This is a genomic window from Paraburkholderia fungorum (assembly GCF_046027215.1).
GTDB lineage: Bacteria > Pseudomonadota > Gammaproteobacteria > Burkholderiales > Burkholderiaceae > Paraburkholderia > Paraburkholderia fungorum_D.
In genome coordinates, this window is sequence record NZ_JAQQEN010000002.1 from 883,088 (window position 1) to 908,314 (window position 25,227).

Here is a 25,227-nt window from a genome sequence, read left to right on the forward strand (position 1 = left end):
AACGCGCACCAACGCTTCACGATGCCTACCGTGATATTCGACAGGATATAACGAAAGCCCACGCGAGTGTTGAATGCGAACGTTTACCGGCTTTGTGCGAACTCAAGAAACGCCCGTACGGCGGGCGCCCGTTCGAATTTTCTATAGGCAATCGCGATTTCCGACGGGATGGGCTTGCCGGCAATGTTTCTGTACACCACCCCCGGCAAAGTAATGCAGTCAGCCAGCGTATGCGGCACAACCGCCACGTAGCTGCCCAGCGAGACGCAAGCGATCACCGCCGCGAGTGTGCCGGGACGCGGGCCAAGCCGCGGCGAAAAGCGCCCGCGCCGCGCGACTTCGAAGGTGCCGGCCTCCTGTTCCGGCAGCACGAAACAATGATCGCGCAATTGCGACGGTTTGATGCTCAGCGAGGCCGCCAGCGCAGCATCGTCCGGTAACGCGAGGACGAACATGTCGCGATGCACGGTCGTGGCCTGAATGCCGTCGATGAACGGCATAGGCGGGCGCACGTAGGCGGCGTCGAGCAGGCCGTCGCGCAGCATGGCCGCGACGCCGTCCATCGGCACCTCGCGAATCGAGATGTCGATGCCCGGATGGCTGGCGCGAAACCCGCCAACCGCGTGTTGCAACACCCCCGCATAGGCCGCCGACGCCACGTAGCCGACTTCGATCCTCCCGAGTTCGCCACGCTCGGCGAGAACCGCGCGCTCTGCGCCGCGTGCGAGATGTTCGAGCGCGCCAAGCGCTTCAGCGAGGTAGGCGTTGCCGGCCGCGCTCAGTGCCACCGAGCGCTTGGTGCGATGAAAGAGGCGCACGCCGAGCAGCCGTTCCGCTTCCTGGATCAGCTTGGTCAGCGACGGTGCGGCGATGTTCAGTTCGTCGGCGGCGCGCGAGAAGTGCAGATGCTTCGCGACGCACACGAAGGCGTGGATATGGCGCAATTCGAGTTGGCGCATGGTGTTCAGTATTTCCGCCAGAGCTAATTATCTTGTGATTCTATGCCAATGACAGGCAATAGACGCGCGGCTACCATGAGCGGACTTCGATTCGATGCGCTTGCCCGTAGCGCCTGCCAGCATGTCCTCCCTCGCCGAACCCGACCATCAGACAGTGCCCGTCCAGACGCCGGGCGGCCAACCCGCCAATGCCGCGTTCGTGCTGGCCACCGCTTCGGCGACCTGCGCGCTGATCATTCTCGATACCAATGTCGTGGCGGTCTCCTTGCCGTCGATTGCGCGCTCGTTCCATGCCGGTTTCGCCGATGTCGAATGGGTGGTCAGCGCGTATATGGTCGCCTTCGCGTCATGCCTCCTGCCCGCGGGCGGTCTCGCCGATCGGGTCGGCCGCAAGCGGATGTTGCTGCTTGGTCTCGCGGTGTTCTTCGTGGCGTCCCTCGGTTGCGGGGTGGCACCCTCGGCGACGCTGCTGAACGTGGCGCGCGCGGTCAAGGGCGTGGGCGCCGCCATGCTGTTGACGGCGGCGCTTGCCGTGATCGCAAATACCTTTCACGAAGGTCCGGCACGCATGCGCGCGTGGGCCATCTGGGGCACCTGTATGGGGCTGGCGACGACAGTCGCGCCACTGGTCGGCGGCGTGATCACGCAATGGCTTGGCTGGCGCTGGATCTTTCTGCTCAATCTGCCGGTGTGCGCGGTGCTTGCGTGGTGCGCGTCGCGCTCGATCCGCGAGTCGCGCAATCCCGAAGCCGGCCCGCTCGATGCGGCCGGCAGCATCCTGTTCGGCCTTGCGCTGGCGCTCGGCATCTGGGCGCTGATCGAGGTGCCGACCGACGGGCTCGCGAGCTGGGCAACCGGTGCGAGGCTGGCGGCCTGCGCGCTGCTGTTCGGCACGTTCGTCCAGGTGCAACGGGTGCGGGCGCACGCCATGGTCGACCTGACGTTGTTCCGGCAGCCGCGCTTCGTCGCCGCCGTCCTCGCGATGTTCGGCTACGCCGCGTGCGCGCAGGTGATGATGACGTTTTTGCCGCTCTACCTGCAGAACGTCTTTGGCCTGTCGGCGGTGGCCGCGGGCGTCGGCATGCTGCCGTTCGCGTTGGCGATGGTGGTGGGGCCGTACATCGGCGCCTCGCTGTCCGCCCGGTTGTCGAGCATGTCGCTGCTCGCGACGGGGCTGCTGCTGATCGCGGCGGGTAATCTGCTGACGGCATGGGTAGCCGGCGACGCACATTACGCGCTGGTCGCGCTCGGCATGGTCGTGACCGGGCTGGGCGCGGGAATCCTCAATGGCGATACGCAGAAGGCCATCATGGCTTGCGTGCCGACTCATCGAACCGGCATGGCATCCGGTATCAGCACGACGACGCGTTTTACCGCCATCGTCATGTCGGTGGGCGTGCTGGGCGCGGTGCTCGCGGCGCGCACCCACGCTGCGTTTCTGGATCTCACGCCGCTGACACCCGGTGTCAAGGCCGCGCTCGACGCGGGTTTCATGTCGCGCGTGCTGGCTGGCGATAGTGTGCAAGCCGCGGCGCAGCTCAGTCCGGCGCTGCGGGCTACGCTGGTATCGGCTGCACATGTGAGCTTTGCCGATGGTTTTGCGGCGGCGCTTTATCTGGCCAGCGCCGTCGCCGCTTCGATTGCGGCTGCGGTGTGGCTGCTGGGTCGCCGCAGCGATGCTGTGCCGGCGCGCGGCGTCGTGTCCAACGGCTAGGGGGGGCCGGCAAGCCTCGTGCCGCGTCGTCGTGTCCTACTGTCTCGCTGCCCCGATGGGGCCGTTTTCGGCTATTGTGTGCAGCACGCCCGCGCAGTGTCGCGGGCGCTTCCCTCGTGGCCAGGTCCATGGCAGGGCAACGCACAATACAAAAAATGAGCCATCCCAACACCGAACTGATCGAGCGTTTTTATGCCGCGTTCCAGCAGCGCGACGCCGAAACAATGGCCGCCTGCTATGCCGACGATGCGCTGTTCAGCGATCCCGCATTTGGCGAGTTGCGCGGCGAAGAGGCGCGCGATATGTGGCGCATGCTGGTTGCGCGTGCCCAGGATTTTTCGCTGACCTACGACGGCGTCGAAGCCGACGAGCGGAGCGGCCGTGCCCATTGGGTCGCCCGCTACACGTTCAGTCAGACGGGCCGCACGGTCGTGAACCGGATCGACGCCCGTTTCGTGTTCCGCGAAGGGCGCATTGCCGAACATCGCGACACCTTCGATCTGTGGCGCTGGGCCCGTCAGGCTTTGGGCCTCAAAGGCGCGCTGCTCGGCTGGACGCCGTTCGTGCAGCGCGCGATCCGCGCACAGGCGAGAAAAGGCCTCGATCTTTATCGACGCCGGCAGCGCCGCGCGTGAGTGCGTAGCCCGGCGTCAGGCATCCAGCCTCGCGCTTGCTACGAGCCTGTCTGTTGATGCAGTATTTTATTAGACCGAGGAGCGAGGAGCGTCATGCCTGTAGTCGATTCAGCCTGGGAAGAATGGCTGCGTACCAACGTGGGACGCGGCTGCAGCATGGACTCGATGATCGACTCGATGGTGCAGGCCGGGTTCGCTGCTGACACCGCCCGCATGGCGGTGCGCAACGCGTTCGGTGTGCAGCCGGCGAACGGCGCGACCGAGGCGGCCTTACCCCAGTCGGCCCCGCAAACGTACCAGTACGACGACCCGCCGGTGGCGCGTGGCAACGTGATCCGTGCGCACGATCGCGACGTTCGCGTGCTGATGCGTTGCGAACGTCCCCAGGTGATCGTATTTGCCGACGTGTTGTCGCCCGAAGAGTGCGGCGAGTTGATCGAACGCTCGCGTCACCGGCTGAAACGGTCGACCACCGTCAATCCCGCGACCGGCAAGGAAGACGTGATCCGCAACCGCACCAGCGAAGGCATCTGGTTCCAGCGCGGCGAAGACGCCTTTATCGAGCGGATGGAGCGGCGTATCTCGAGCCTGATGAGCTGGCCAGTCGAAAACGGCGAAGGACTGCAGATTCTTCACTACGGCATGACCGGCGAATATCGTCCGCATTTCGACTACTTTCCGCCCGATCAGCCTGGAAGTGCCGTCCATACCGCGCAAGGCGGCCAGCGTGTGGCGACGCTGGTGATCTATCTGAACGACGTCGCCGACGGTGGCGAAACGATTTTCCCCGAAGCGGGCCTCTCGGTCGCGGCGACACAGGGCGGCGCGGTGTATTTCCGTTATATGAACGGCCAGCGTCAACTTGATCCGCTCACCCTGCATGGCGGCGCGCCGGTGCTAGGCGGCGAAAAGTGGATCATGACCAAGTGGATGCGCGAGCGGGCTTACGGCTGACGCGCCCGTTGTTCGGTCGCTTGATCTGCGGTGCTTTTTTGGCCGAAGTTTTGTTGGTGGTTTATTAGCGTTCCCCCTGTGCGGGGGGCACCTACTTTTCTTTGCCGGCCGCAAAGAAAAGTAGGCAAAAGAAAGCGGCTCAAATGAACTGACCCCGCAAAGTTGGACAGTTTGCGTTCAGGTTTGAGAGGGCTGGGTTCTGTACATCACAGGACTCAGCCCGTTTAGTTTCAGCTTGATGCGTGTGTGGTTGTAGTAGTGAATGTATTGTCTGATGCCAGCCTTCAACTCGTCGATACTTTCAAACCTGCTCAGCCGGAAGAACTCCGCCTTGAGCGTGCCAAAGAAGCTTTCCATTGCCGCATTGTCGTAGCAGTTTGCCTTGCGCGACATGCTCTGCGTCAGGCCGTGTTGATCCAGCAGCCGTCGATAAGCAGGCATCTGGTACTGCCAGCCTTGGTCCGAATGCAGCAGCGGGGTCTCCTGAGGACCAAGCTTTGCCAGCGCTTTTTTCAGCATGCCGCTGACCAGATCGAAGACCGGTCGCGTGTTCATCTGATAAGCCACGATCTCGCCGTTATACAGATCCATGACCGGTGACAGATACAGCTTCTGCCCCAGCACGTTGAACTCCGTCACGTCCGTCACCCACTTCTGATTGGGCTGCTGTGCGCTGAACTCGCGGTTTAACAGGTTCGGCGCAATACGCCCGACTTCGCCGCGCCATGAGCGGTATTTCTTTGCGCGCACCAGCGATTTCAGTTTCAGTTGTCCCATCAGACGTTGCACCGTCTTGTGGTTCACGCTCTGGCCCGCCTGCCGGATCGCCGCCGTGATGCGCCGGTAGCCATAACGGCCCTTGTGGCGTTCATACACAGTCTTGATGCGGGTTTTGAGGTCCTTGTGCCGCTCACCGGCATCCGGCACGCTCAACTGGTAGTAGAACGTGCTGCGCGCCAGACCCGCTGCCTTGAGCAAAGCGGGCATCGGATGGTGCTGCCGGAGCTCCTGCACTATTTGCGCTTTTTCTTTTGCGCGCCCTGCTTCTTCGCCTGAAGCAGGGCATCGAGCTTTTTTAGATAGGCCACCTCCGCGCGCAGGTACTCGTTTTCCTTGAGCAACTGCTCACGCGTGCGCTTATCTGGCGCACTGACTTCGGTTGGCTTTTCAGGAACTGGCTGGGTCATTGTTTTGCGGCGCCCTCGTGGACGAGGCGCCAGTGCGTCGATACCGCCATCATGATACCGGCGTTCCCATTGCGCTATGCAGCCCGGACTGCGGATGTCGAACACCGCAGCCACCTGCCGGTATGGCAAATTCTTCTGCCACATGTGCATGAGTACCGACATCCTGAACTGCGCGTCATAGTGACTGAATTTCTTGCGCAGTCCGTCCCGTCCATGTTGCTCGTAGGCCGCAATCCAGAGCTGCAAAACCGAGCGGCTCACTCCGTACCGCTTTGCAAGTACCTCGACACCAGCCGAACCGGTCACGTACTGCTTCACCAGTTTCAGCTTTAACTGCTCACTGTACTTGGCCATGAAAAACACCCCAAAGGTTGGATCGGTGTCCAACTTTTGGGGTGCAGTTCAAAACCGCTAATTTTTAAGTGGGTCCCCTGGCTCGGAGGGTGTAGTGGCTCCGTAGAGATTGAGCCTGCGCACCTTCCCTCGTGAGTGACCAGGCCGTCATTCCTCCGGCGGCGCTTCGCGCGCCGATGCGGTACTTCAATAAAACATCCCTGCTTTTTTTGCCTGTGCTGACGCTTTCCTCACGTCGTCTTGTACACATCCGGGTTGTATAACTCCATGTACCGTTCGGGATTCTGCAGTTCCTTGAAGCCGTGCGGCTCGTAGACGTGGTGTGCATCTGTCGTGACCAGCACGATGCGACGCAAACCCGTCAACGAAAGAGTCGCGAATATGTGCTTCATCAGCGCCGACGCGTAACCCTTGCTCCGGTACTCCGGTAGCACGAAGACGTCGCATAGATACGCGAACGTCGCCTGGTCCGTGACAAGGCGTGCGAACGCGATCTGCCGTCCGTCGATATACGCGCCAAAACATAACGAGCCCTCGATCGCCCGCTCCAGCGTCCTCCGCGGCATGCCCTTCGCCCATGCCGTCTCCTGCGACAGGAACGCATGGATCATCCCAATGTCGAGGTCGGCCTTACTGCTCGAAATCGTCAGGTCGTTTGCTTGCACCGCGTGTCTCCCCCCGTTTTTTGCTAATGCCGTCAATGGACACGGTGGCCTCTGTGTGCCGCCGTTCCGTGTGCGATTCGCCGTTAACCCTTCGCCGGGTCTTCGGCGCCGCGCGAGCCGCCGCCGATGCTCTGGCCGGCGTCGCGTGCGAGGCCCATGTAGCCAAACACGGAGACGAGCGTCAGCACGCCAGCAAACAGAAACGCCAGGCGGAAGTCGTCGAGCGTAAATACGCGGCCCGTCGTTTCGCCGTTGAAGAAGGCGGCTGCGCGCAACGATACGGCGCCGAAGGCAATCCCCAATCCAATCGTCATTTGCGCCGCGGCGCTCCACAAGGTGCTCGCCGCGCTCATCTGCGGTTGCGCAACGTCAGCGTAGGCCAGGGTGGCCAACGTCGAAAACTGCATGGACCGCGCCACGCCGTAAATGAATGCGACAAACAGTACGAGCACAAGCGGCACGCTCGGGGTCAGCAACCCGCATGCAATGATGAACACGCCAGCCACCGTCACGTCGATGATCGATACCATCCGGAAGCCATAGCGCTGCAGGATGCGTGTGGTCAATGCCTTCATGCCGAGGTTGCCGAATGCGCTGGCGAGCAGCAACAGGCCCGATTTGAAGGCGGACAAGCCAAAGCCAACCTGAAACAGCAAGGGCATCAGATAAGGCACCGCGCCAATGCCGATACGGGTGAACGAACCGGTCACAACCGTCACGGAAAAGGTCGGGATCTTCAGCGTCGAGACGTCTATCAGCGGATGCGGGTGCCGCTTCGCATGCTGGAACGCCACCACGCCCATCAGCAAGCCGCCGGCAATGACCGCCGCAGCCACCCACGGATTTTCACCAGGCTGGCTCGCGAGTTCGGCGCCGTACAGGATCGCGGTCAGCGTGGCGGCGCTCAGCAACAGGCCCACCACGTCGAGGGGCTTGCGCTCGCTGCCGCGCAGGTTCGGCACCAGCGCGAGGGCAACGGCCATCGCCGCGAGACCGAACGGCACGTTCAGCAGAAAAATCCAGCGCCACGACGCATAGGTCGTAATGAAGCCGCCCACCGGCGGCCCAACCACCGGCGCGGCAATCGCCGGCCATGTAATGGTCGAGATCGCCTGCATCATCCGGCTCTTCTCGGTGCTGCGGACCACGATCAGGCGGCCGACCGGCACCATCATCGCTCCGCCCATGCCTTGCAGCAGTCGCGCGGCCGTGAATTCGGTCACGTTCTGCGACAAGCCGCACAAGATCGACGCCACCGTGAACACGCCAATCGCGCTGAAGAACACCGTGCGCGAGCCGCAACGATCGGCGACCCAGCCACTCGCGGGGATGAAAATCGCCAGCGCCAGCATATAAGCCGTCATACCGAGGCTCAGGCTATTCGGACCGACCCCGAACGACTGTGCCATCTGCGGCAATGCCGTGGCGATCACCGTGGTGTCCAGATATTCCATGAAGAAGGTGGCCGCCACGATGTACGGCAGCCAGCCAACATGCGAATTGCGCGCGCTCGTGCTGGTCATTGCGCCGTCCCCGTCGCGCGGCGCGGGTTTTCCGTCATGCCGACGCTGCGGCGCTGTGTCCCGCCAAATTGTGTTGACTTCATGTTCTTGCGACTACCTTTCGAAAACGCGTTTCCGGCATCCCGATACAGAACGGCGACGGGATCGTGGCTTGCCTGGCGGCATCGGTTGCATGCCGATAAAGGCTATGCGCGGCCGCCAGCCCTGAATCGTAACGCAACAATTCAAGTCGTATCGCCACGGACCGCGGCAATGCGGCGCGACGCGCGCCGGAAACGCCCAGGTATGCGCGTCGGTTAATCTTTCGCCGCGTATTCCCGATCCAGTTTGTCGTACAGCGGTTTGTTGACGAGCCGCTGGCGTTCGCTGAACGGCGCAACGAGGGTAGCGTCTTCGTCGAGACGACCATTGCTTTGCAACGTACCGAGCGCGCGCTGCATGCCGAGTACCGCGCCTTGCAGCGCGGCGTTCGCGTACAGCACGATGCCGTAGCCGAGCTTGGCCAGCGCTTCACGCGATTGCACGGGCGTCTTGCCGCCGATCACGATGTTGATCAGTTGCGGCGCGTCGAACAGCGACGGCAGTCGCTCGATATCGGCCAGCGATTCGGTGGCTTCGATAAACAGGATGTCGGCGCCGGCTTCGATGAAGCGATGGCCGCGCTCGATCGCGTCTTCAATGCCATGGACCGCGGCCGCATCGGTGCGCGCCATGATCTGCAGATTGCCGTCTTCACGAGCATCGACGGCCGCGCGGATCTTGCCGACCATCTCGCTTGCGCTGACCACTTCCTTGCCTGAGAAGTGTCCGCATTTCTTCGGCATGATCTGGTCTTCAAACTGGATCACGTCGGCGCCGCTGCGCTCGAGCACACGCACGGTCTGGCGCACATTCAGGGCGTTGCCGAAGCCGGTGTCGGCGTCGACGATCAGCGGCAGGGCGACCGCGTCGCGAATCCGCGCGGTGTGTTCCGCGACCTCGGCAAGGCCGATGAAGCCGAGATCGGGCAGGCCGAGCGACATATTCGTCACGCCCGCGCCGGTGATGTAGATCGCTTCGAAGCCGGCGTCTTCAATCACGCGCGCACTCATCGCATTGAAGGCGCCGGGTACGAGCAGGCCCTGGCGTTGGTTGACTTTGGCGCGGAAGGCGGCGCGGCGCGCAGCGGTGGTAGTGGTCATGATGATGTGTCTCCAGAACGGACGTGAGTGGATAGAAGCTGGCATGTATTCGCAGGATGCATGCCAATCCGTGACCCTGACCGGTTAGTGTCGATTAATCAGGAGCTTACGGCGGAGAGCGGCGTGGCGCGGTTCGTGGCAGAATGACGCGTGTGTTCCATGAAACGTTTCATGGAACGTTTCAGATTCGAGCGGAGTCTTGCAGTGTCCACTTTCACGTCGTCCCTTGCCAGTCTGAATCCGGGCCGTCCCGGAGTTGCACTGGTTAGTATCAGCCGCCTGCAGTCGCTTTGCGAGACCGTTGCGCCACGCTATGCAGGGCGCGCGACGTTTTTTGCGGTCCGCGAGGGCTACGGCGCCGCCGTCACGGCCTTGCAGGCCTATGTCGACGCGGGCGCGGTGGATGTCGTGCTGGCGGCGGGGTCGAACGGTGCTTACCTGCGCGACAACCTGAGCGTGCCGGTCGTGATGGTCAAGGTGAACGGTTTCGACGTGCTGAGCGCGATCACCCGCGCCGCGGCCACGTGGCCCGGCGCGCAGATCGGACTGGTGCTGCACGACACGATTTCGCACGAACTCGCGGACCTGAGCGCGTGGCTGACCGTCGGCCTGAAACAGCGCGCCTACCGTTCGGTCGACGAAGTGCGTCTTGCCGTCGCGAGCCTCGCCGCCGAAGGTTGCAGCATCATCATCGGTCCCGGGATGGCTTGCGATGTCGCGCAGCAGGCGGGCCTGGAAAGCGTGTTCCTGTATTCGCTCGGCGCCGTCGAGGAAGCGTTCGAGCGCTCGGTCGAACTGGCGCGCGTGAGCCGCCAGAAGGAATCGAAGCGCGTGCGGCTCAACACGATCGTCGCTCACCTGCGCGACGGCGTGGCCGCTTTCGACGACGCCGGCCGGCTCGAGGCGGTCAATCCCGCCATGCTCGATCTGCTCGGGCTCGACCGGGAGCAGGACGTTGCGGGGCAACTGGGGCGCGTGGTCGGTTCGCTGCTGCGCGAGACGCTTCAGCACGACGCGCCGGTCGAGGAGCGTATCGAACAGATTGGTGGTCGCGCGCTGATCGTCAATTGCGTGCCGATCGTAGAGCAGGGCTTGCGCTCGGGCTCGGTGGTGACGGTGCAGGACGCGCTGGTCGCGCAACGGATCGACCGCTCGCTGCGCACGAGTCAGCGGCCGCGGCATCTGGTCGCGCGGCACAGCCTGGACGATCTGGTCGGCAACTCGGTCGCGCTGGAACGCGTGCGGCGGCTTGCCCGTGCAGGCGCCGCGCACGACGCCACCGTACTGTTGAGCGGCGAAAGCGGCACCGGCAAGGAACTGGTGGCGCAGGGCATCCACAACGCCAGCCGACGGCGCGGCAATCCGTTCGTCGCGTTCAATTGCGCGGCGCTGCCCGAGGGGCTGATCGAAAGCGAACTGTTCGGCCACGAGGAGGGCGCGTTCACCGGCGCGCGGCGCGGCGGCAAGCCGGGTCTCTTCGAAATCGCGCACACAGGGACGATCTTCCTCGACGAAATCGGCGAAATGCCGGCGGCGTTGCAAAGCCGTCTGCTGCGCGTGCTGCAGGAACGCGAAGTAATGAAACTCGGCTCCGGACGCGCGACGCCGATCGACGTGCGGGTGATCGCGGCGACCCATCGCGATCTGCATGCGCTGGTCGAACAGGGGGTGTTCCGCGCGGATTTGTATTTTCGTCTGAATCTGCTTCAGATAGAATTGCCGCCGCTGCGCGAGCGTCGCGGCGACGTGGCCCAACTGGCGCAGCACTTGTTAAGCCGCAGTGCGCTCCAATATGGGTTGTCGGCGAGCGCGCTCGAACGTGTGATGGCGTTTCTCGCGCCGTTGTTCGAGCATTACGCGTGGCCCGGCAATGTCCGGGAACTTGAAAATCTGCTGGCCCGCGCCGCGATCTATCTGAGCGAGCCGGCCGGCGGCGCCTGGGAGGATCTGCAGGCGGTGTTTCCGGAGTTCGGCCGGATGAAGCCGACCGCGGTGGCTTCTACAACGGCTTCCGCCGAGGCTGAAGCGCCGTCCCGTCGTCCGCCGAGCCGCGAGGACGTCATGCGCGCCCTCGGGCAGTGCGGCGGCAACCGCGCCGCGGCGAGCCGGGCGCTGGGTATCGGCCGTACAACCCTGTGGAGGTTGATGAAGACCGAACCTTGACGGACTGATCCGGCACCATAGCCACAGGTCGATCTGTAAATAGTGTCAGACTATCGTCATCATTAAAACAATCCGCTTTACCTATTAAGCGACGTCTGACATACTGACTCCACTTTCCAACCACTCAGCAAAGAGGAATCAGTACATGTCGATCATCAACAGCCAAGTCAAACCGTTCAAGGCACAGGCGTATCACAACGGCGATTTCGTGACCGTCACTGAAGAAAGCCTGAAGGGCAAGTGGTCGGTTTTCGTTTTCTATCCGGCTGACTTCACGTTCGTTTGCCCGACCGAACTGGGTGACCTGGCCGATCGTTACGCCGAATTCCAGAAGCTCGGCGTCGAAATCTACAGCGTGTCGACCGATACGCACTTCACGCACAAGGCATGGCACGACACGTCGGACACGATCCAGAAGATCAAGTACCCGATGATCGCCGACCCGACTCTCGCAATCTCGCGCAACTTCGACGTGCTGATCGAAGAAGAAGGCCTGGCGCTGCGTGGCACGTTCGTGATCAACCCGGAAGGCCAGATCAAGCTGTGCGAAGTGCACGACAACGGTATCGGCCGTGACGCAGGCGAGCTGCTGCGCAAGGTACAGGCTGCGCAATACATCGCGGCTCACCCGGGTGAAGTGTGCCCCGCGAAGTGGACGCCGGGCGCTGACACGCTGACCCCGTCGCTCGACCTGATCGGCAAGATCTAAGGTTAAAAGCCTCCCGCAGTACGCGCCTCACGGCGCATCTCCGTGCGGACCGCTTCTCACAGTGGCCCGCGCGTTCCCGGGCTGCGCACGTCCTATCCGGATGCGCGCGGCGCCCGGGACCTCACACCCTTGTCACGGAATCGAATTGCCATGCTCGACGCGAACCTCAAAACTCAGTTGAAAACGTACCTGGAAAAGGTTAGCAGGCCTATCGAGATCGTTGCATCGCTCGACGACAGCGCGAAATCGCAGGAGCTGCTGGCTTTGCTGAACGATATCGCCACGCTGTCGGCGCGCGTTTCCGTGATCGAGCGCCGTGGCGACGATCAGCGCAAGCCGTCGTTCTCGATTGGCGAGCCCGGCAAGGACACGGGGATCCGCTTCGCCGGTATCCCGATGGGTCATGAATTCACGTCGCTCGTCCTCGCGCTTTTGCAGGTCGGCGGCCATCCGGTCAAACTCGACGATGCGGTGATCGAACAGATCCGCAACCTCGACGGCGACTATCAATTCGAAACGTATTTTTCGCTGTCATGCCAGAACTGCCCGGAAGTCGTGCAGGCGCTGAACGTGATGGCACTGATCAACCCGCGCATCCGCCACGTGGCGATCGACGGCGCGCTGTTCCAGAACGAAGTCGAAGCGCGCCAGATCATGGCGGTACCGACCATGTTCATGAACGGCGAAGTGTTTGGCCAGGGCCGCAGCGGCGTGAAGGAAATCCTCGCGAAGCTCGACACCAACGCCGGCGCCCGGGCTGCGAAGGAACTGGAAAAGAAGGCGGTGTTCGACACGCTGATCGTCGGCGGCGGTCCTGCGGGCGCGGCTGCGGCGATTTACTCGGCGCGCAAGGGCATCGCGACGGGCGTGGTGGCGGAACGCTTTGGCGGTCAGGTGCTCGACACGCTTGCGATCGAAAACTTCGTCTCCGTGACCGAAACCGAAGGGCCGAAGTTCGCAATGGCGCTCGAGCAGCACGTGAAGAGCTATGAAGTCGACATCATGGACGTGCAGCGCGCTGAGGCGCTGATTCCGGGCCGCATCAACCAGGTGCGTCTGGCCAACGGCGCAGTGCTGAAGGCGAAGACCATCATTCTGGCAACCGGTGCCCGCTGGCGCGAAATCAACGTGCCGGGCGAGCGCGAGTATCGCAATCATGGCGTGGCGTACTGCCCGCACTGTGATGGTCCCTTGTTCAAGGGCAAGCGTGTCGCGGTGATCGGCGGCGGCAATTCGGGCGTCGAGGCGGCGATCGATCTCGCGGGTATCGTGCGCGAAGTGACGCTGCTCGAATTCGGCGCCCAGCTGCGCGCCGACGAAGTCCTGCAACGCAAGCTGCGCAGCCTCGCCAACGTGACCGTCGTCACGCAGGCGCAGACTACGGAAATCACCGGCGACGGCAAGAAGGTCAATGGTCTGGTCTACAAGGATCTGCGTTCGGGCGAAACGAAGCAGGTCGAGCTCGAAGGCGTGTTCGTGCAGATCGGCCTCGTGCCGAATACTGAATGGCTGAAGGGCACGGTCGAGTTGTCGAAGCATGGCGAAATCGTCGTCGATGCTCGCGGCGCGACGTCGGTGCCGGGCGTGTTCGCCGCCGGCGACGTGACAACGGTGCCGTTCAAGCAGATCGTGATTGCAGTAGGCGAGGGTGCGAAGGCATCATTGAGCGCATTCGACCACCTGATCCGCAGCAGCGATGAAGATGAAGTGGTAAGTGAAGCTGAGGCGGAGTTGGCGGTTAGCTGAGCTCGCGCTTCGGGAAGTAAAGAGACGGCGGCTTTCGGGTCGCCGTTTTTTTGGGGCACGCCCATGTTGGGCGCGCACGCAAAAAAGCCGCGTGGCATTAGCCAGGCGGCTTTTTCTATCTGACAGGACAGCGCTCTTTTTAGCGGCGGTCGATCGAATACTTGCCGGCGCCCGTCACGCACAGCAGCAACAGTCCGCCGATAATGCTGATGTTCTTGTAGAAGTGAATCATGTTGTCGTACTGCACGGCGCCGGTCATGTTCCAGTAGTGGTGGCCGATGAACGCCGTGCCCAGCGTATAAAGCGCGAGCAGCAATGCGAGCGGCCGCGTATAGAAGCCGACCACGAGCGCGATACCCACCACGAACTCCATCACCACGGCGATGATCGCCGAAATTTCAGGCATCGGAGCGCCGCTCGACGTCATATACGCGACGGTGCCAGAAAAGCCCGTCAGCTTGGACCAGCCGAACATCACGAACAGCACCATCAACAGAATACGGGCGACGAGAATCAGTTCGTCTTTGCGGTTTTCAAATAGCGTGTAGCGCATGATTTTTCTCAACAGGACAGGAAGGATGCGACCCGCCGCAAACCGCACGGCGAGCAGGTTCAGCTTAATTAAGCCCACAACTCCGACATTTCGATGTTCCGCAGATCGAACACCAGCACTTCAGCGTCGCGACCTTGCGTGAAGGTCAGCGCTTCTTCGCCGCGGACCCGTGCGCCGTCGCCTTCGCCGAGTTCGACGCCGTTCACGGTCACGCTGCCGCGTGCCACCTGCACATAGGCGTAGCGATCGCTGGCCAGCTCGAGGCGCGCGCTTTCGTCACCGTCGAAGAGACCCGCATACACCCGCGCATCCTGTTGCACCATTAGCGAATCATTGGCGCCGTCCGGCGAGAGCACCAGCCGCAGCGTGCCGCGTTTCTGGTCGACGCCAAAGTGGCGTTGCTGATAGCGCGGTGCGGTGCCTTTCTTTGCCGGAGCAATCCAGATCTGCATGAAGTGCACCGGATCGCTCTTCGAGTGGTTGTATTCGCTATGCGCGACGCCGGTCCCTGCGCTCATCAACTGGATGTCGCCGGGCACGATCACCGAGCCGGTGCCCATGGTGTCCTTATGTTCCAGCGCGCCTTCGAGCACGTACGAAAAGATTTCCATGTCACGGTGCGGATGCTTGCCGAAACCTTGTGCCGGCGCGACGCGGTCGTCGTTGATGACGAGCAGGTCCGAGAAGCCGTTCTGCTTCGGATCGTGATAGTTCGCGAAGGAAAACGTGTGACGCGAGCTGAGCCAGCCGTGCTCCGCGCGGCCGCGTTGATTGGCGTGTCTGATTTCAAGCATCTTGATTCTCCTTGTTTGTGCGATCCGGCCAGATGGTTGTCCGCGATCCATGAACGACAGTGTAGGTCAATCTGGATGGCTATAATCGTGACCAAACGTGAAACACTGTCACTGTAGAGTGGACAATACGATGCAACTCGATGACATGCGGATCTTCGTCGCCACGGTTGACGCTCGCAACTTCACTGCGGCGGCCAACCGGCTTGCGCTGTCGAAACAGTTCGTCAGCCGGCGGGTCATGGCGCTGGAGGAGGCACTCGGCGTGCAGCTGCTAATCCGCAACACCCGCAAACTGGCGGTGACCGAACTCGGTCAGGAGTTTTACGAGCGCGCGCGGCGCATTCTCGGTGAAGTGGAGGATGCCGAGCAGGCCATGTCGCTGCGGCGCGCCGGGCCGCGTGGTTTGTTACGCGTGAGCGCGCCGATGTCGTTCGGGATGATGCATCTGTCGCCGCTCGTGGCGATGTTTTTGCGTGAACATGGCGATGTGCGGTTCGATATGGAGTTGAGTGACCGGACTGTCGATGTGGTCGGCGAGGGCTTCGATATGGCGATCCGGATCGGCACGTTGCCGGACTCCACGCTGATCGCGCAGAAGCTCGCGGATGTGAAGATGGTGGCGTGTTGCAGTCCCGGGTATGTGCGCAGGCGTGGGGCGCCTGCCCGGCCTGATGATCTTGAGCGGCATTCGTGTCTGTTGTATGGGCATGGTGGGGCGGTGAGCTGGGAGTTTGTCGTTGATGGCGCCGTGAAGAGTGTTGAAGTTCGGGGGCCCTTGCGGGCGAATAATGGGGATCTGATTCGGGATGCGGCTGTCGCCGGACTTGGGATTGTTCGGCTTCCTGATTTTATTGTGGCTGAGGCGATTCGGAATGGGCTTCTTGTCACGGTGCTCGATGGTTTTTTGCCTGCGGCGTCGACTGTTTATGCTGTTTATCCGCAGCATCGGCAGAGTTCGGTTTCTATTCGGGTTTTTGTCGGTTTTTTGCGGGAGCAACTGGGGAGGGTTTTGGTTTAGGGAGGTTTTTTGCCTTTGGCGGCGGCATTTCCTTGTGCCTATGGCGTTGGCCTTTCCTTGTTTTCTTATTGGTTTATTAGTGTTCCCGCTGTGCGGGGGGGCACCTACTTTTCTTTGCCCACCAAGTGGACTTCCTTCGGGGCGCCGCCGCAAAGAAAAGTAGGCAAAAGAAAGCGGCTCACACCGCTAGCATCTAAGCGGGTCCCCCGGCTTGGAGGGGATCGTGGCTCCGTAGAGATTGGGCCTGTGCGCCTTCCCGCCTGGGTGACAAGGCCGTCATTCCTCCGGCGGCGCTGCGCGCGCCGAGGCGGTACTTCCAACACCGATGGTGGCTCTTGCGTCGGTGCTGGTTGTTCACGGCGGGGACGATGTTATGCCGATTGTTGGTGCTTACCCATTCCGGAAAATGAAGCTGTACCCGTTTAGCGCCGGGACGCCGCCCAGATGCGCGTACAGCACGCGCGATCCGGTCGGGAATTCGCCGTTGCGGACCTTGTCGATCATGCCGTGCATCGACTTGCCTTCGTATACCGGGTCGGTCAGGACGCCCTCAAGGCGTGCGCACAAGCGGATGGCCTCTAGCGTGCCTTCATTCGGCAAGCCGTACTCGGGGCCGCCGTAGCGTTCGTCCAGTACCACGTCCTTGTCCGTGATGTCGCGATCAAGGGCCACTTTTTCTGCCGTCTGCCGCGCAATGCGCGTGATCTGCGCGCGGGTCTGGGCTGGCTTTGCGGATGCGTCGATGCCAATCACGCGCTCGGCACGGCCGTCCGCTGCGAAGCCCACTACCATGCCGGCCTGGGTGCTGCCGGTCACGGAGCATACGACGATATAGTCAAATCTGAAGCCTAGTTCGGCTTCCTGCTGGCGCACTTCTTCGGCAAAACCGACAAAACCCAAGCCGCCCAGCGGGTGGTCGGAGCACCCCGCGGGAATCGCGTAAGGCTTGCCGCCGGCGGCGCGCACGCTCTCCAGCGCGTCTTCCCAACTCTTGCGAAAGCCAATGTCGAAACCGTCAGCGACTAATCGCACGTCGGCGCCGAGTATGCGCGACATCTGGATGTTGCCGACGCGGTCGTACACGGCGTCGGAATAGTTCACCCAGTTCTCCTGCACCAGCACGCATTTCATCCCCAGATGCGCGGCAACGGCCGCGACCTGGCGCGTCTGGTTTGACTGGATCCCGCCAATCGATACCAATGTGTCGCAACCCTGTGCCAACGCCTCAGGGATCAGATACTCCAACTTGCGCGTCTTGTTGCCGCCAAATGCAAAGCCGCTATTGCAGTCCTCGCGCTTCGCATACAGATGCACCTTGCCGCCAAGGTGCTCGCTCAAACGCTTCAGCGGCTGAATCGGCGTGGGCCCGAAAGTCAGTGGGTAACGAGGGAATCGTTGCAGGTTCATGGCAGCTCCAGTTGTAGGTTTGACGCGCGCAGCAAGCCATCGCGCTATCAAATGGTAGGGAAGAGTGCTGGAAATGAGCTTGCGAAATAACTCCACCGGGCTTACTTTAAAAAAACAAAGTGTGAAGATATCTAATAAAAAATCGTGTGGGGAGTCATGAACGCAACAAAAATTCGTACCGCCTCAGCGCCGGGCGCTGCTCCCATACAGGCGCTCGATCGCATCGACCGGGCGATCCTGCGTCAATTGCAAATCGACGCGTCGATCTCGAACGTCGCGCTCGCGGCCAAGGTGAAATTAAGTGCGCCGGCCTGTTTGCGGCGCGTCGAGCGCCTGAAGGAGTCAGGTCTGATCCGCGGTGTCGTCGCATTGATCGATCCCAAGGCGGCGGGGGCTGGCATGCTGGTGATCATCGGCGTGGTGCTGGATCGCTCTACGCCCGAGTCGTTCGCCGAGTTCGAGAAAGCCGCGCAGAAAGTGGCGGGATGCATGGAGTGTCACGTCGTCACCGGCGAATTCGATTACTTCATGACGATCCGCACCCGCGATAGCGACAGCTTTAACCGGCTTCACGCGGAACAGTTGCTGTATCTGCCCGGCGTCCGGCAAATCCGCTCGTTCATGGTGCTCAAGGAAATCCTCTCGACCACGCAATTTCCGCTGTAATCCGCGCCATCACGCAAAAAAGACGCGCATGCTGTCATAAAACGCGCGCCCGTCCGACCAAGCATCAAGACCACTCGCGGGCAGCGCCAGGAGCGCCTGAACGGGGTGAACGGTACGGACTTCCCGGGACGATCATCATGGCTTGCAGCAGACGGATATTCTTCAGATTAATCGGCGCGGCTTCGCTCGCGGGCGGCACGCTGGCATGGCGCACGGCGGGCGCTGCGGACAGCAACGCAACCACTTCGTACGAGGTGACGCACAGCGACGCCGACTGGCATAAACTGCTGACCGACGCGCAGTACACCGTGCTGCGCGAAGCGGGCACGGAGCGTCCGTTCAGCAGCCCGCTGAACAATGAGCACCGCGTCGGCACCTTCGCGTGCGCCGGCTGCAAACTACCGCTGTTTTCGTCGAACACGAAGTTCGACAGCGGCACCGGCTGGCCGAGTTTCTGGCAACCGCTGGACCACGCGGTCATCACGCACACCGACAAGTCTTTCGGCATGACGCGCAATGAAGTGCTGTGCCGGCGCTGCGGCAGCCATCTGGGCCACGTATTCGACGACGGACCCAAGCCGACCGGCCTGCGCTATTGCATGAACGGCCTCGCACTGAGCTTCACGCCGTCGGCGGCATGAATCGGCGAAACGGCGTCGCCCGCACGGCGCGACGCAAGCACATCGAATCAGGATGGACATCATGAACCTCGGAGATCGTCTCATGGGCAAACCGGCCCGCTCGCGCATGCGGACCATCGCGCTTGCGCTTGGAATCTGCGGCCTCGCGTTGCTGGCCGCGCAGCGCACGGCGTTTTCGTCGGAAGCCGCCGTCGTAATCGCGCCACCCGCGCTGGACGAACCGGTCTCGGCCACGACGGCGCATGAAGAGACCGCCGTGTTCGCCGGCGGCTGCTTCTGGGGCGTGCAGGGCGTGTTCCAGCACGTGCGCGGCGTCACGCGGGCCGTGTCTGGCTATTCAGGCGGGCAACGCGACACCGCCCAGTACGAGACCGTCAGCGGCGGCGAGACAGGCCATGCGGAATCCGTGCAGGTCACGTTCGATCCCACGAAGGTCACCTACGGCCAGTTGTTGCAGGTGTACTTCTCGGTGATCCAGGACCCCACGGAATTGAATCGCCAGGGGCCGGACAGCGGCACGCAATATCGCTCGGCGGTATTCCCCCTGAACGACACGCAGCGGCGCGTCGCGCAAAGCTATATCGCACAGCTCGACAAGGCGCATTCCTTCCCGGCGCCGATTGTCACGAAGACGGAGCCGTTCAAGGGCTTCTATCCGGCCGAGTCCTATCACCAGAACTACCTGACGCTGCATCCGAATTCGGCGTATATCGCGATCAACGATATGCCGAAGGTCGAGAACCTGAAGCGCCTGTTTCCGAATCTCTATCGCGACAAACCGGTGCTGGTCGAAGCGGCGCAGTAGCACCGCCCGGCTGCATTTCAGCACCCGTCTTTTCAGGGCGCCGCATCGCGCGGCGCCGGTCCCTTTCTGATTCCATCCCGCCTTTCATCGCCACGGCGCGCTCGCGTTCCATACCGTGGTCTGCCCTCGCATTTCGCCGATCAGAACCTGTTCTCCAGCGATTAGGCCCGCATTTTGCACAGGTGCCTGCGTCGGCAAATCTTTCGCACGTGTCTGTTCATACGAAAGCCCCGTTTTACAGGGCGGGGTCAGCGCCAGGCAGCGCGGTTTGCCGGATAGTGCGTGTCGTTTGCTGAAAAAATTACATGCCGTGCGTAGTAATGCGGCGGTCGCCCGGATGCTTTTTGGGCGAGAACATAAACCCCTTCGCGGTACGCGAGATCGGAGGCTTCTGGTGTTGAACAGCCGTAGAAAGCGGGTCGGCAGGATCCGCAATAAACAGACAGGCGTCGCGGCAACTTCTCTGGTCGCCGTGGCCATTGGCGGCTTTGCCTGCCTCCCAGGCTCGGCTTCGGCGCAAACGCCATCGCCGCTGGGCGAGTGGCAATACTCTGTCGGCATTCCATTGCAGAAGATGTGGCAGCCCAATATTCCGGACTGGCAGGTGCGTTTCGGTGCGGCCGCCTCGTTCCAGCCGCGCTATGAGGGTTCGGATCGATATCACATTCTGGCCGGGCCGAGCATTGACGTGCGCTACAAGGACCTGTTCTTCCTCTCCAGCGGCGAAGGCTTCGGGGTCAACTTCGCGCAGGGGCAGAACTGGCGCGCGAGTCTCGCAGCCGTCTACGATCTGGGGCGTCGTGCGCATGACGATCCGCAGGAACTGAATGGCCTCGGCAACATCAACGCCGCGCCTGGCGTCAAGCTCTCGGGCGAATACGTCGTGTCGAAGGATTTCCCACTCGTGCTGCGTGCGGACGTACGGCGCTATTTTGGTGGCTCGAATGGCTGGACCGGCGACTTCAGCGCCTATCTGCCGATGCCGGGCAGCACCAAGAACTTCTTCTGGTTCGCCGGGCCGAACGTGACGCTTGCGGATTCCACCTATATGAACAGCTGGTTCGGCGTGAATCAGAGCCAGGCGGCGAGCTCGCAATACCGGCAGTATCACGCGAGCGCGGGCGTCAAGTCAGTAGGCTTTGGCGTGAGCGCCGTGTGGCTATTCGACAAGCACTGGTTCGCTACCGCTGACGGTGCATTCGAACAACTGGTCGGCAGCGCGGGCAATAGCCCGGTTACGCACCGCAAGGCGAATGGCGTGGCCGACATTTCGATCAACTACCGCTTCTGACGTTGCGGCTTTTGCCTTCAATGCGCGGAACAACGGCGCGCATGCTGTTCGCGCCGTCGCAGGCCGTTAGCACCATCAACCACTGCTGAGGTCCATGACGCCAGCGGGCATATTGATTGCTCACTCCCTGATCGCGCGAACCGGCTTTTCGCCGGCGCGCCCGGACACAAGGAGTCGATTCCCATGGCAGGTAAAACAGGCACCCACAAGCCCGCAGCAAAACCCACGCAAGCCGCCGATCCAAAATCAAAGGATCTCGAACAGTTTCGCGCCAGTGCCGAAGGCCAGGCGCTGCGAACCAATCAAGGCGTGAAGATCGCCGACAACCAGAACACATTGCGCGCCGGTCCGCGTGGCCCCTCGCTGCTTGAAGATTTCATCATGCGCGAGAAGATCACACACTTCGATCACGAGCGCATTCCTGAGCGCGTTGTGCATGCGCGAGGGTCGGCCGCGCATGGCGTGTTTCAGGTGTACGAATCAATGAGTGAGTACACCAAGGCGGCGTTTTTGCAGGATCCTGCCGTCCAAACCCCCGTTTATGTCCGGTTTTCGACGGTGCAGGGGCCGCGAGGCTCGGCCGACACGGTACGCGACGTGCGCGGCTTCGCCGTGAAGTTCTACACGCAGGAAGGTAATTACGATCTGGTCGGCAACAATATGCCGGTGTTCTTCATTCAGGATGCGATCAAGTTTCCGGATTTCGTGCACGCGGTAAAACCCGAAGCGCCGAACGAAATGCCGACTGGCGGCTCCGCACACGACACTTTCTGGGATTTCGTGTCATTGGTGCCCGAGTCCACGCATATGGTGCTGTGGACCATGTCGGATCGCGCCATTCCGCGCAGCCTGCGCACGATGGAAGGCTTCGGTATTCATACGTTCCGTTTCGTCAATGCAAAGGGGCAGGGGCGTTTCGTCAAGTTCCACTGGCGTCCGGTGCTGGGCTCGTATTCGCTTCTGTGGGACGAGGCGCAGAAGCTCGCCGGCAAGGACCCCGACTTTCACCGGCGTGACTTGTGGGAGGCGATTGAACGAGGCGACTTCCCCGAATTCGAACTGGGCGTGCAGATCGTCGAAGAAGCGGATGAGCACAAGTTCGACTTCGATCTGCTCGATCCGACCAAACTGATTCCTGAAGAGCTCGTGCCGGTGAAAATCATTGGCAAGATGACGCTCAATCGCAACCCGGACAACTTCTTCGCCGAAACCGAACAGGTTGCGTTCCATCCGGGCCACGTCGTGCCGGGCATCGATTTCTCGAACGATCCGCTGCTGCAAGGGCGCCTCTTTTCATACACGGACACGCAGATCAGCCGTCTGGGCGGCCCCAACTTCCACGAGATACCGATCAACCGGCCAGTGAGTCCGTTCCATAACAACCAGCGCGATGCGATGCACCGGCAGACCATCCACGTGGGGCAGGCATCGTATGAGCCAAACTCGGTGAGTGGCGGCTGGCCGAAGGAAACCGATCCGGCGCCGGCCGATGGCGGCTTCGAAACTTATCAGGAACGCGTGGAGGGCACCAAGATTCGCGTGCGTAGCGAGTCTTTCGCCGATCATTTCTCGCAGGCCGCACTGTTCTACAACAGCATGTCCGAACCCGAGAAGGACCACATCGCCGCGGCTTATCAGTTCGAACTCGGCAAGGTGACCAAACCGGAGATCCGCGCGCGAGTGGTGAACGAGATTCTCGCCAACTTCGATGCGGGACTCGCGGCGCAGGTAGCAGAGGGCCTCGGTTTGCCGGCACCGAAGAAGGGCGCGGCGAAACTGGTGGGGCCGAAGTCGTCGCCGGCGCTAAGCCTGCTCAATCGTGTGAAGCCGGGCATCAAGACCCGCAAGATCGCGTTACTGGCGGCGCCCGGTTCCGACGGCAGTGCTATCAAGAAGCTTCAACAGGCGCTGCAAGGCGAGGGTGCGACACCCATGCTGATCGCGCCGACGCTGGCCGCCATTGACGGAATGGCGCCCGACGCAACCATTGCCGGCCTGCCGTCGATCATGTTCGACGCGGTGATTGTGGTTGGCGGCGCGGCAGGCGCCAAAGCGCTTGCGCAATCGGGCGACGCGCGGCATTTCGTGCTCGAAGCGTTCAAGCATCTGAAGGCGATCGCGGTGATTGGAGCGGGGCGCGACGTGCTGGCGGCAGCCCACTTGCCGGATGATGCCGACGGCGTGATCACCGGCGACGACAAACACGTCGCGGACGTGTTGAAGGCCTTCATCAAGGCGGCTGAGCAGCATCGCGTGTGGTCGCGTGCCGCGCTGGCGGAGACGGTTCCGGCGTAACGATGTTCTGTCTGACTCGAGCGGCAAAGCTGGCCGGTGCAAACCGGCCAGTTTTTTTTGTGCTGCAACGGTGGCCCTGCAATTTACGGACTGGTCTGGGTCCCGTGCAGGCGATGCGTATTCTTGGGCGCTGCCGCTGCTGAAGCCGCGGCGGCCGATACACCGGCCGGACCTTCTGGAATATCGCTCGGACGTGAGGCTTGTACCGTTTGCGGATACATCGCTAGCAAGACGCGCAGTACGCCATTGGTCCAGCCGAAGCCATCCTGCAACGGGTACTCGCCGCCGCCCGCCGATACGCCGGGCACAGCTGCATCGACGTCATATTTTTCCACCAGTTTTCCGCTGTGCTGATAGTAGGAGACATTGGTTTTGATCCATCGCGTCGCGATAGCTTGCGCGAGCGCCGGCTCGCTATAGCGGCGCAAGCCGACTACCGCCAGATACTGCAGCGGCGCCCAGCCATTCGGTTCGTCCCATTGCTGGCCGCTGTTGACCAGCGTGGTGGCCAGCCCGCCCGGCCGTAGCAATTTGCTTTGCACGGTGGCCACAATCATCTTTGCCTGCTGGCGGCTGGCCACACCGCTATATAAGGGATACACGGTCGCTGCGGTGAGTCGGTGAGTGAGTGTGCGATGCACGAAATCGTAGTCGCTGAATGCCTGCAATTGCGGGTCCCACAGTACGCGCCGAATGGCATCGGCGCGGGTGGCCGCGCGCTGTTCCATGTTCTCCGCGCGCGTGACATCGCCGTGCAGGCGATAGGCCTTGGCGAGTGTGCGTTCCAGATCGACGAGCAGACAATTCAGGTCGACGGGGACCAGTGAGGTGACGTCGACGGTGGCGAGCGTCTTGCCGTCCGTGAACCAGCGCGAACTGAAATCCCAGCCGGTTTCGCCGCCCGCGCGCAGATTGCGCCACAGATCGGCGGAGTCGCGCTGCGGCGTCTGCTGCGCGGTCACCACATCTTCGCGATACGACTCGTCGCGGGGCACTGCGCGTTCGTCCCAGTAGCGGTTAAGCCGCGTGCCGTCGGGCAGCCGGACCACGTGCCGGTTTGCCTCGCCTGGATGCAGGCCTTCGCTGCCGTTCATCCAGTAGGCGTATTCGTGTTGCAATTCCGGCAGGTATTGCGCGTAGACGCTATCGCCGTCCTTGTCCGCGACGAGCCTTACCATCTGCGCGAAGAACGGCGGTTGTGAGCGACTGAGATAGTAAGTGCGATTGCCGTTCGGGACATGGCCATAGCGATCGATGAGGGTTGCGAAGTTTTTCAGTTCATCGACCACCAGTGCATGCTGAGCGCTCTGTTCGAGCCCGAGCATGATGAAGTACGAGTCCCAGTAGTAGATTTCATCGAAGCGATCGCCCGGGACAATGTACGCGTACGGCAGTGGCAGCAGCGAAGACCAGGGGCTGGGCGTTGCATCCGGCTCGCGGCGCAGGACATTCCAGAGCGTATCGATATGGCCGACCACGTTCTGATTCGGATCGGACACGTACTGCCGGGCTGTCCGTGTGGGCAGGATGAAATTGCGCTTCACGAAGTCGCCGAGACTGAATCCTGGCTGCTGCTTTGCGGCGTCGTAAGCGGTGGCGATTTGAGCGGGCGGCGAAAGCGGCACCATATCCGCGAAGGTTTTGCTGTCTGGAAAGAGATGCGCCAGTTCGACATCACGATAGAGCGTGGCGTACTGTTCCGACGGCGGCACCGGCACGACGGGCGACGCCTGCGAGGGCGGCTCCACATGCAACGCAGCGACGACGACGCCACCACCCGCAGACGACGCGGCCGACGGCGGAGCCGCACCGGCCAGTGAGGCATGCCAGACGAGGGCGGCGCAGAGAGCGGTGCGCAGTGGAGAGCGAGAGAGATCGACGAAGGCGGAATAGGTCATCGGCTACCGGATGGGAGAGGGGGAGTCAGCGATTGAAGGGAAGTATTCCTCGCATGATTGACTTGCGCT

At 62.0% G+C, this 25,227-nt stretch carries 21 protein-coding genes; 12 read left to right on the forward strand and 9 right to left on the reverse strand.

Annotated elements, in window-relative coordinates; all coding sequences use genetic code 11:
• Window positions 1-83: 83 nt before the first annotated feature.
• The gene (locus PQR27_RS24625; protein ID WP_408526242.1) at window positions 84-959 is read right to left on the reverse strand and encodes a LysR family transcriptional regulator; all 876 of its coding nucleotides are present in this window, start codon (window positions 957-959) and stop codon (window positions 84-86) included.
• Window positions 960-1,053: 94 nt separating this feature from the next.
• On the opposite strand from PQR27_RS24625, the gene PQR27_RS24630 reads away from it, so the two are divergent.
• From PQR27_RS24630 to PQR27_RS24640, 3 genes are all read left to right on the forward strand, one after another.
• Entirely contained in the window at window positions 1,054-2,673 is a 1,620-nt protein-coding gene (locus tag PQR27_RS24630; RefSeq protein WP_408526243.1) for an MFS transporter, read from the forward strand.
• Between the two features lie 155 nt (window positions 2,674-2,828).
• Window positions 2,829-3,308, forward strand: a complete 480-nt coding sequence (locus tag PQR27_RS24635; protein ID WP_408526244.1) for a nuclear transport factor 2 family protein — start codon at window positions 2,829-2,831, stop codon at window positions 3,306-3,308.
• 93 nt (window positions 3,309-3,401) lie between these two features.
• Window positions 3,402-4,262, forward strand: coding sequence for a 2OG-Fe(II) oxygenase (locus PQR27_RS24640; protein ID WP_408526245.1), 861 nt, complete (start codon window positions 3,402-3,404; stop codon window positions 4,260-4,262).
• A 177-nt stretch (window positions 4,263-4,439) separates the two neighbouring features.
• Here PQR27_RS24640 and PQR27_RS24645 read toward each other — a convergent pair.
• The 4 genes from PQR27_RS24645 to PQR27_RS24660 form a co-directional block, all read right to left on the reverse strand.
• Window positions 4,440-5,803, reverse strand: a protein-coding gene (locus PQR27_RS24645; RefSeq protein WP_408522330.1) for an IS3 family transposase whose coding sequence is annotated in 2 segments (ribosomal slippage) — window positions 4,440-5,341 and window positions 5,341-5,803 — 1,365 coding nt in all. Because the reading frame shifts where the segments join, the coding sequence is not laid out codon by codon here.
• 230 nt (window positions 5,804-6,033) lie between these two features.
• Window positions 6,034-6,468, reverse strand: a complete 435-nt coding sequence (locus tag PQR27_RS24650) for a GNAT family N-acetyltransferase (protein WP_408526246.1) — start codon at window positions 6,466-6,468, stop codon at window positions 6,034-6,036.
• Window positions 6,469-6,551: 83 nt separating this feature from the next.
• Window positions 6,552-7,991 carry an MFS transporter gene (locus PQR27_RS24655; RefSeq protein WP_408526247.1) on the reverse strand — a complete coding sequence of 480 codons (1,440 nt, stop codon included), beginning with the start codon at window positions 7,989-7,991 and terminating at the stop codon, window positions 6,552-6,554.
• A gap of 296 nt (window positions 7,992-8,287) precedes the next feature.
• Window positions 8,288-9,172 (reverse strand): isocitrate lyase/PEP mutase family protein, encoded by an 885-nt coding sequence (locus tag PQR27_RS24660; RefSeq protein WP_408526248.1) that lies wholly within the window; start codon window positions 9,170-9,172, stop codon window positions 8,288-8,290.
• 171 nt (window positions 9,173-9,343) lie between these two features.
• On the opposite strand from PQR27_RS24660, the gene prpR reads away from it, so the two are divergent.
• The 3 genes from prpR to ahpF all read left to right on the forward strand — a co-directional run bounded on the left by prpR (window position 9,344) and on the right by ahpF (window position 13,790).
• Window positions 9,344-11,335, forward strand: coding sequence for a propionate catabolism operon regulatory protein PrpR (gene prpR, locus PQR27_RS24665; RefSeq protein WP_408526249.1), 1,992 nt, complete (start codon window positions 9,344-9,346; stop codon window positions 11,333-11,335).
• Window positions 11,336-11,480: 145 nt separating this feature from the next.
• Window positions 11,481-12,044: an alkyl hydroperoxide reductase subunit C gene (gene ahpC, locus PQR27_RS24670; RefSeq protein WP_408526250.1), complete on the forward strand. Its 564-nt coding sequence runs from the start codon at window positions 11,481-11,483 to the stop codon at window positions 12,042-12,044.
• Window positions 12,045-12,194: 150 nt separating this feature from the next.
• Window positions 12,195-13,790, forward strand: a complete 1,596-nt coding sequence (gene ahpF / locus PQR27_RS24675) for an alkyl hydroperoxide reductase subunit F (RefSeq protein WP_408526251.1) — start codon at window positions 12,195-12,197, stop codon at window positions 13,788-13,790.
• Between the two features lie 139 nt (window positions 13,791-13,929).
• Here ahpF and PQR27_RS24680 read toward each other — a convergent pair whose 3' ends face one another.
• Together PQR27_RS24680 and PQR27_RS24685 are read right to left on the reverse strand one after the other, a co-directional pair.
• Window positions 13,930-14,343, reverse strand: a complete 414-nt coding sequence (locus PQR27_RS24680; RefSeq protein ID WP_408526252.1) for a DoxX family protein — start codon at window positions 14,341-14,343, stop codon at window positions 13,930-13,932.
• A 68-nt stretch (window positions 14,344-14,411) separates the two neighbouring features.
• On the reverse strand, window positions 14,412-15,137 hold the full coding sequence (locus tag PQR27_RS24685) for a pirin family protein (RefSeq protein ID WP_408526253.1): 726 nt from the start codon (window positions 15,135-15,137) through the stop codon (window positions 14,412-14,414).
• Between the two features lie 130 nt (window positions 15,138-15,267).
• Here PQR27_RS24685 and PQR27_RS24690 point away from each other — a divergent pair, with 130 nt between their 5' ends.
• Complete coding sequence (locus PQR27_RS24690; protein ID WP_408526254.1) at window positions 15,268-16,155, forward strand: LysR family transcriptional regulator; 888 nt, start codon at window positions 15,268-15,270, stop codon at window positions 16,153-16,155.
• Window positions 16,156-16,545: 390 nt separating this feature from the next.
• On the opposite strand, the gene PQR27_RS24695 is transcribed toward PQR27_RS24690, so the two are convergent.
• Window positions 16,546-17,562 carry a 1-aminocyclopropane-1-carboxylate deaminase gene (locus PQR27_RS24695; RefSeq protein ID WP_408526255.1) on the reverse strand — a complete coding sequence of 339 codons (1,017 nt, stop codon included), beginning with the start codon at window positions 17,560-17,562 and terminating at the stop codon, window positions 16,546-16,548.
• Window positions 17,563-17,718: 156 nt separating this feature from the next.
• On the opposite strand from PQR27_RS24695, the gene PQR27_RS24700 reads away from it, so the two are divergent.
• The 5 genes from PQR27_RS24700 to katE all read left to right on the forward strand — a co-directional run bounded on the left by PQR27_RS24700 (window position 17,719) and on the right by katE (window position 23,260).
• Window positions 17,719-18,228: an Lrp/AsnC family transcriptional regulator gene (locus PQR27_RS24700; RefSeq protein WP_408526256.1), complete on the forward strand. Its 510-nt coding sequence runs from the start codon at window positions 17,719-17,721 to the stop codon at window positions 18,226-18,228.
• Window positions 18,229-18,365: 137 nt separating this feature from the next.
• Window positions 18,366-18,869 (forward strand): peptide-methionine (R)-S-oxide reductase MsrB, encoded by a 504-nt coding sequence (msrB, locus tag PQR27_RS24705; RefSeq protein ID WP_408526257.1) that lies wholly within the window; start codon window positions 18,366-18,368, stop codon window positions 18,867-18,869.
• A gap of 61 nt (window positions 18,870-18,930) precedes the next feature.
• Complete coding sequence (msrA, locus tag PQR27_RS24710) at window positions 18,931-19,674, forward strand: peptide-methionine (S)-S-oxide reductase MsrA (protein WP_408526258.1); 744 nt, start codon at window positions 18,931-18,933, stop codon at window positions 19,672-19,674.
• A gap of 394 nt (window positions 19,675-20,068) precedes the next feature.
• Complete coding sequence (locus PQR27_RS24715) at window positions 20,069-20,965, forward strand: MipA/OmpV family protein (protein WP_408526259.1); 897 nt, start codon at window positions 20,069-20,071, stop codon at window positions 20,963-20,965.
• 183 nt (window positions 20,966-21,148) lie between these two features.
• Entirely contained in the window at window positions 21,149-23,260 is a 2,112-nt protein-coding gene (gene katE / locus PQR27_RS24720) for a catalase HPII (RefSeq protein WP_408526260.1), read from the forward strand.
• 83 nt (window positions 23,261-23,343) lie between these two features.
• On the opposite strand, the gene treF is transcribed toward katE, so the two are convergent.
• On the reverse strand, window positions 23,344-25,158 hold the full coding sequence (treF, locus tag PQR27_RS24725; protein WP_408526261.1) for an alpha,alpha-trehalase TreF: 1,815 nt from the start codon (window positions 25,156-25,158) through the stop codon (window positions 23,344-23,346).
• Window positions 25,159-25,227: the final 69 nt, after the last annotated feature.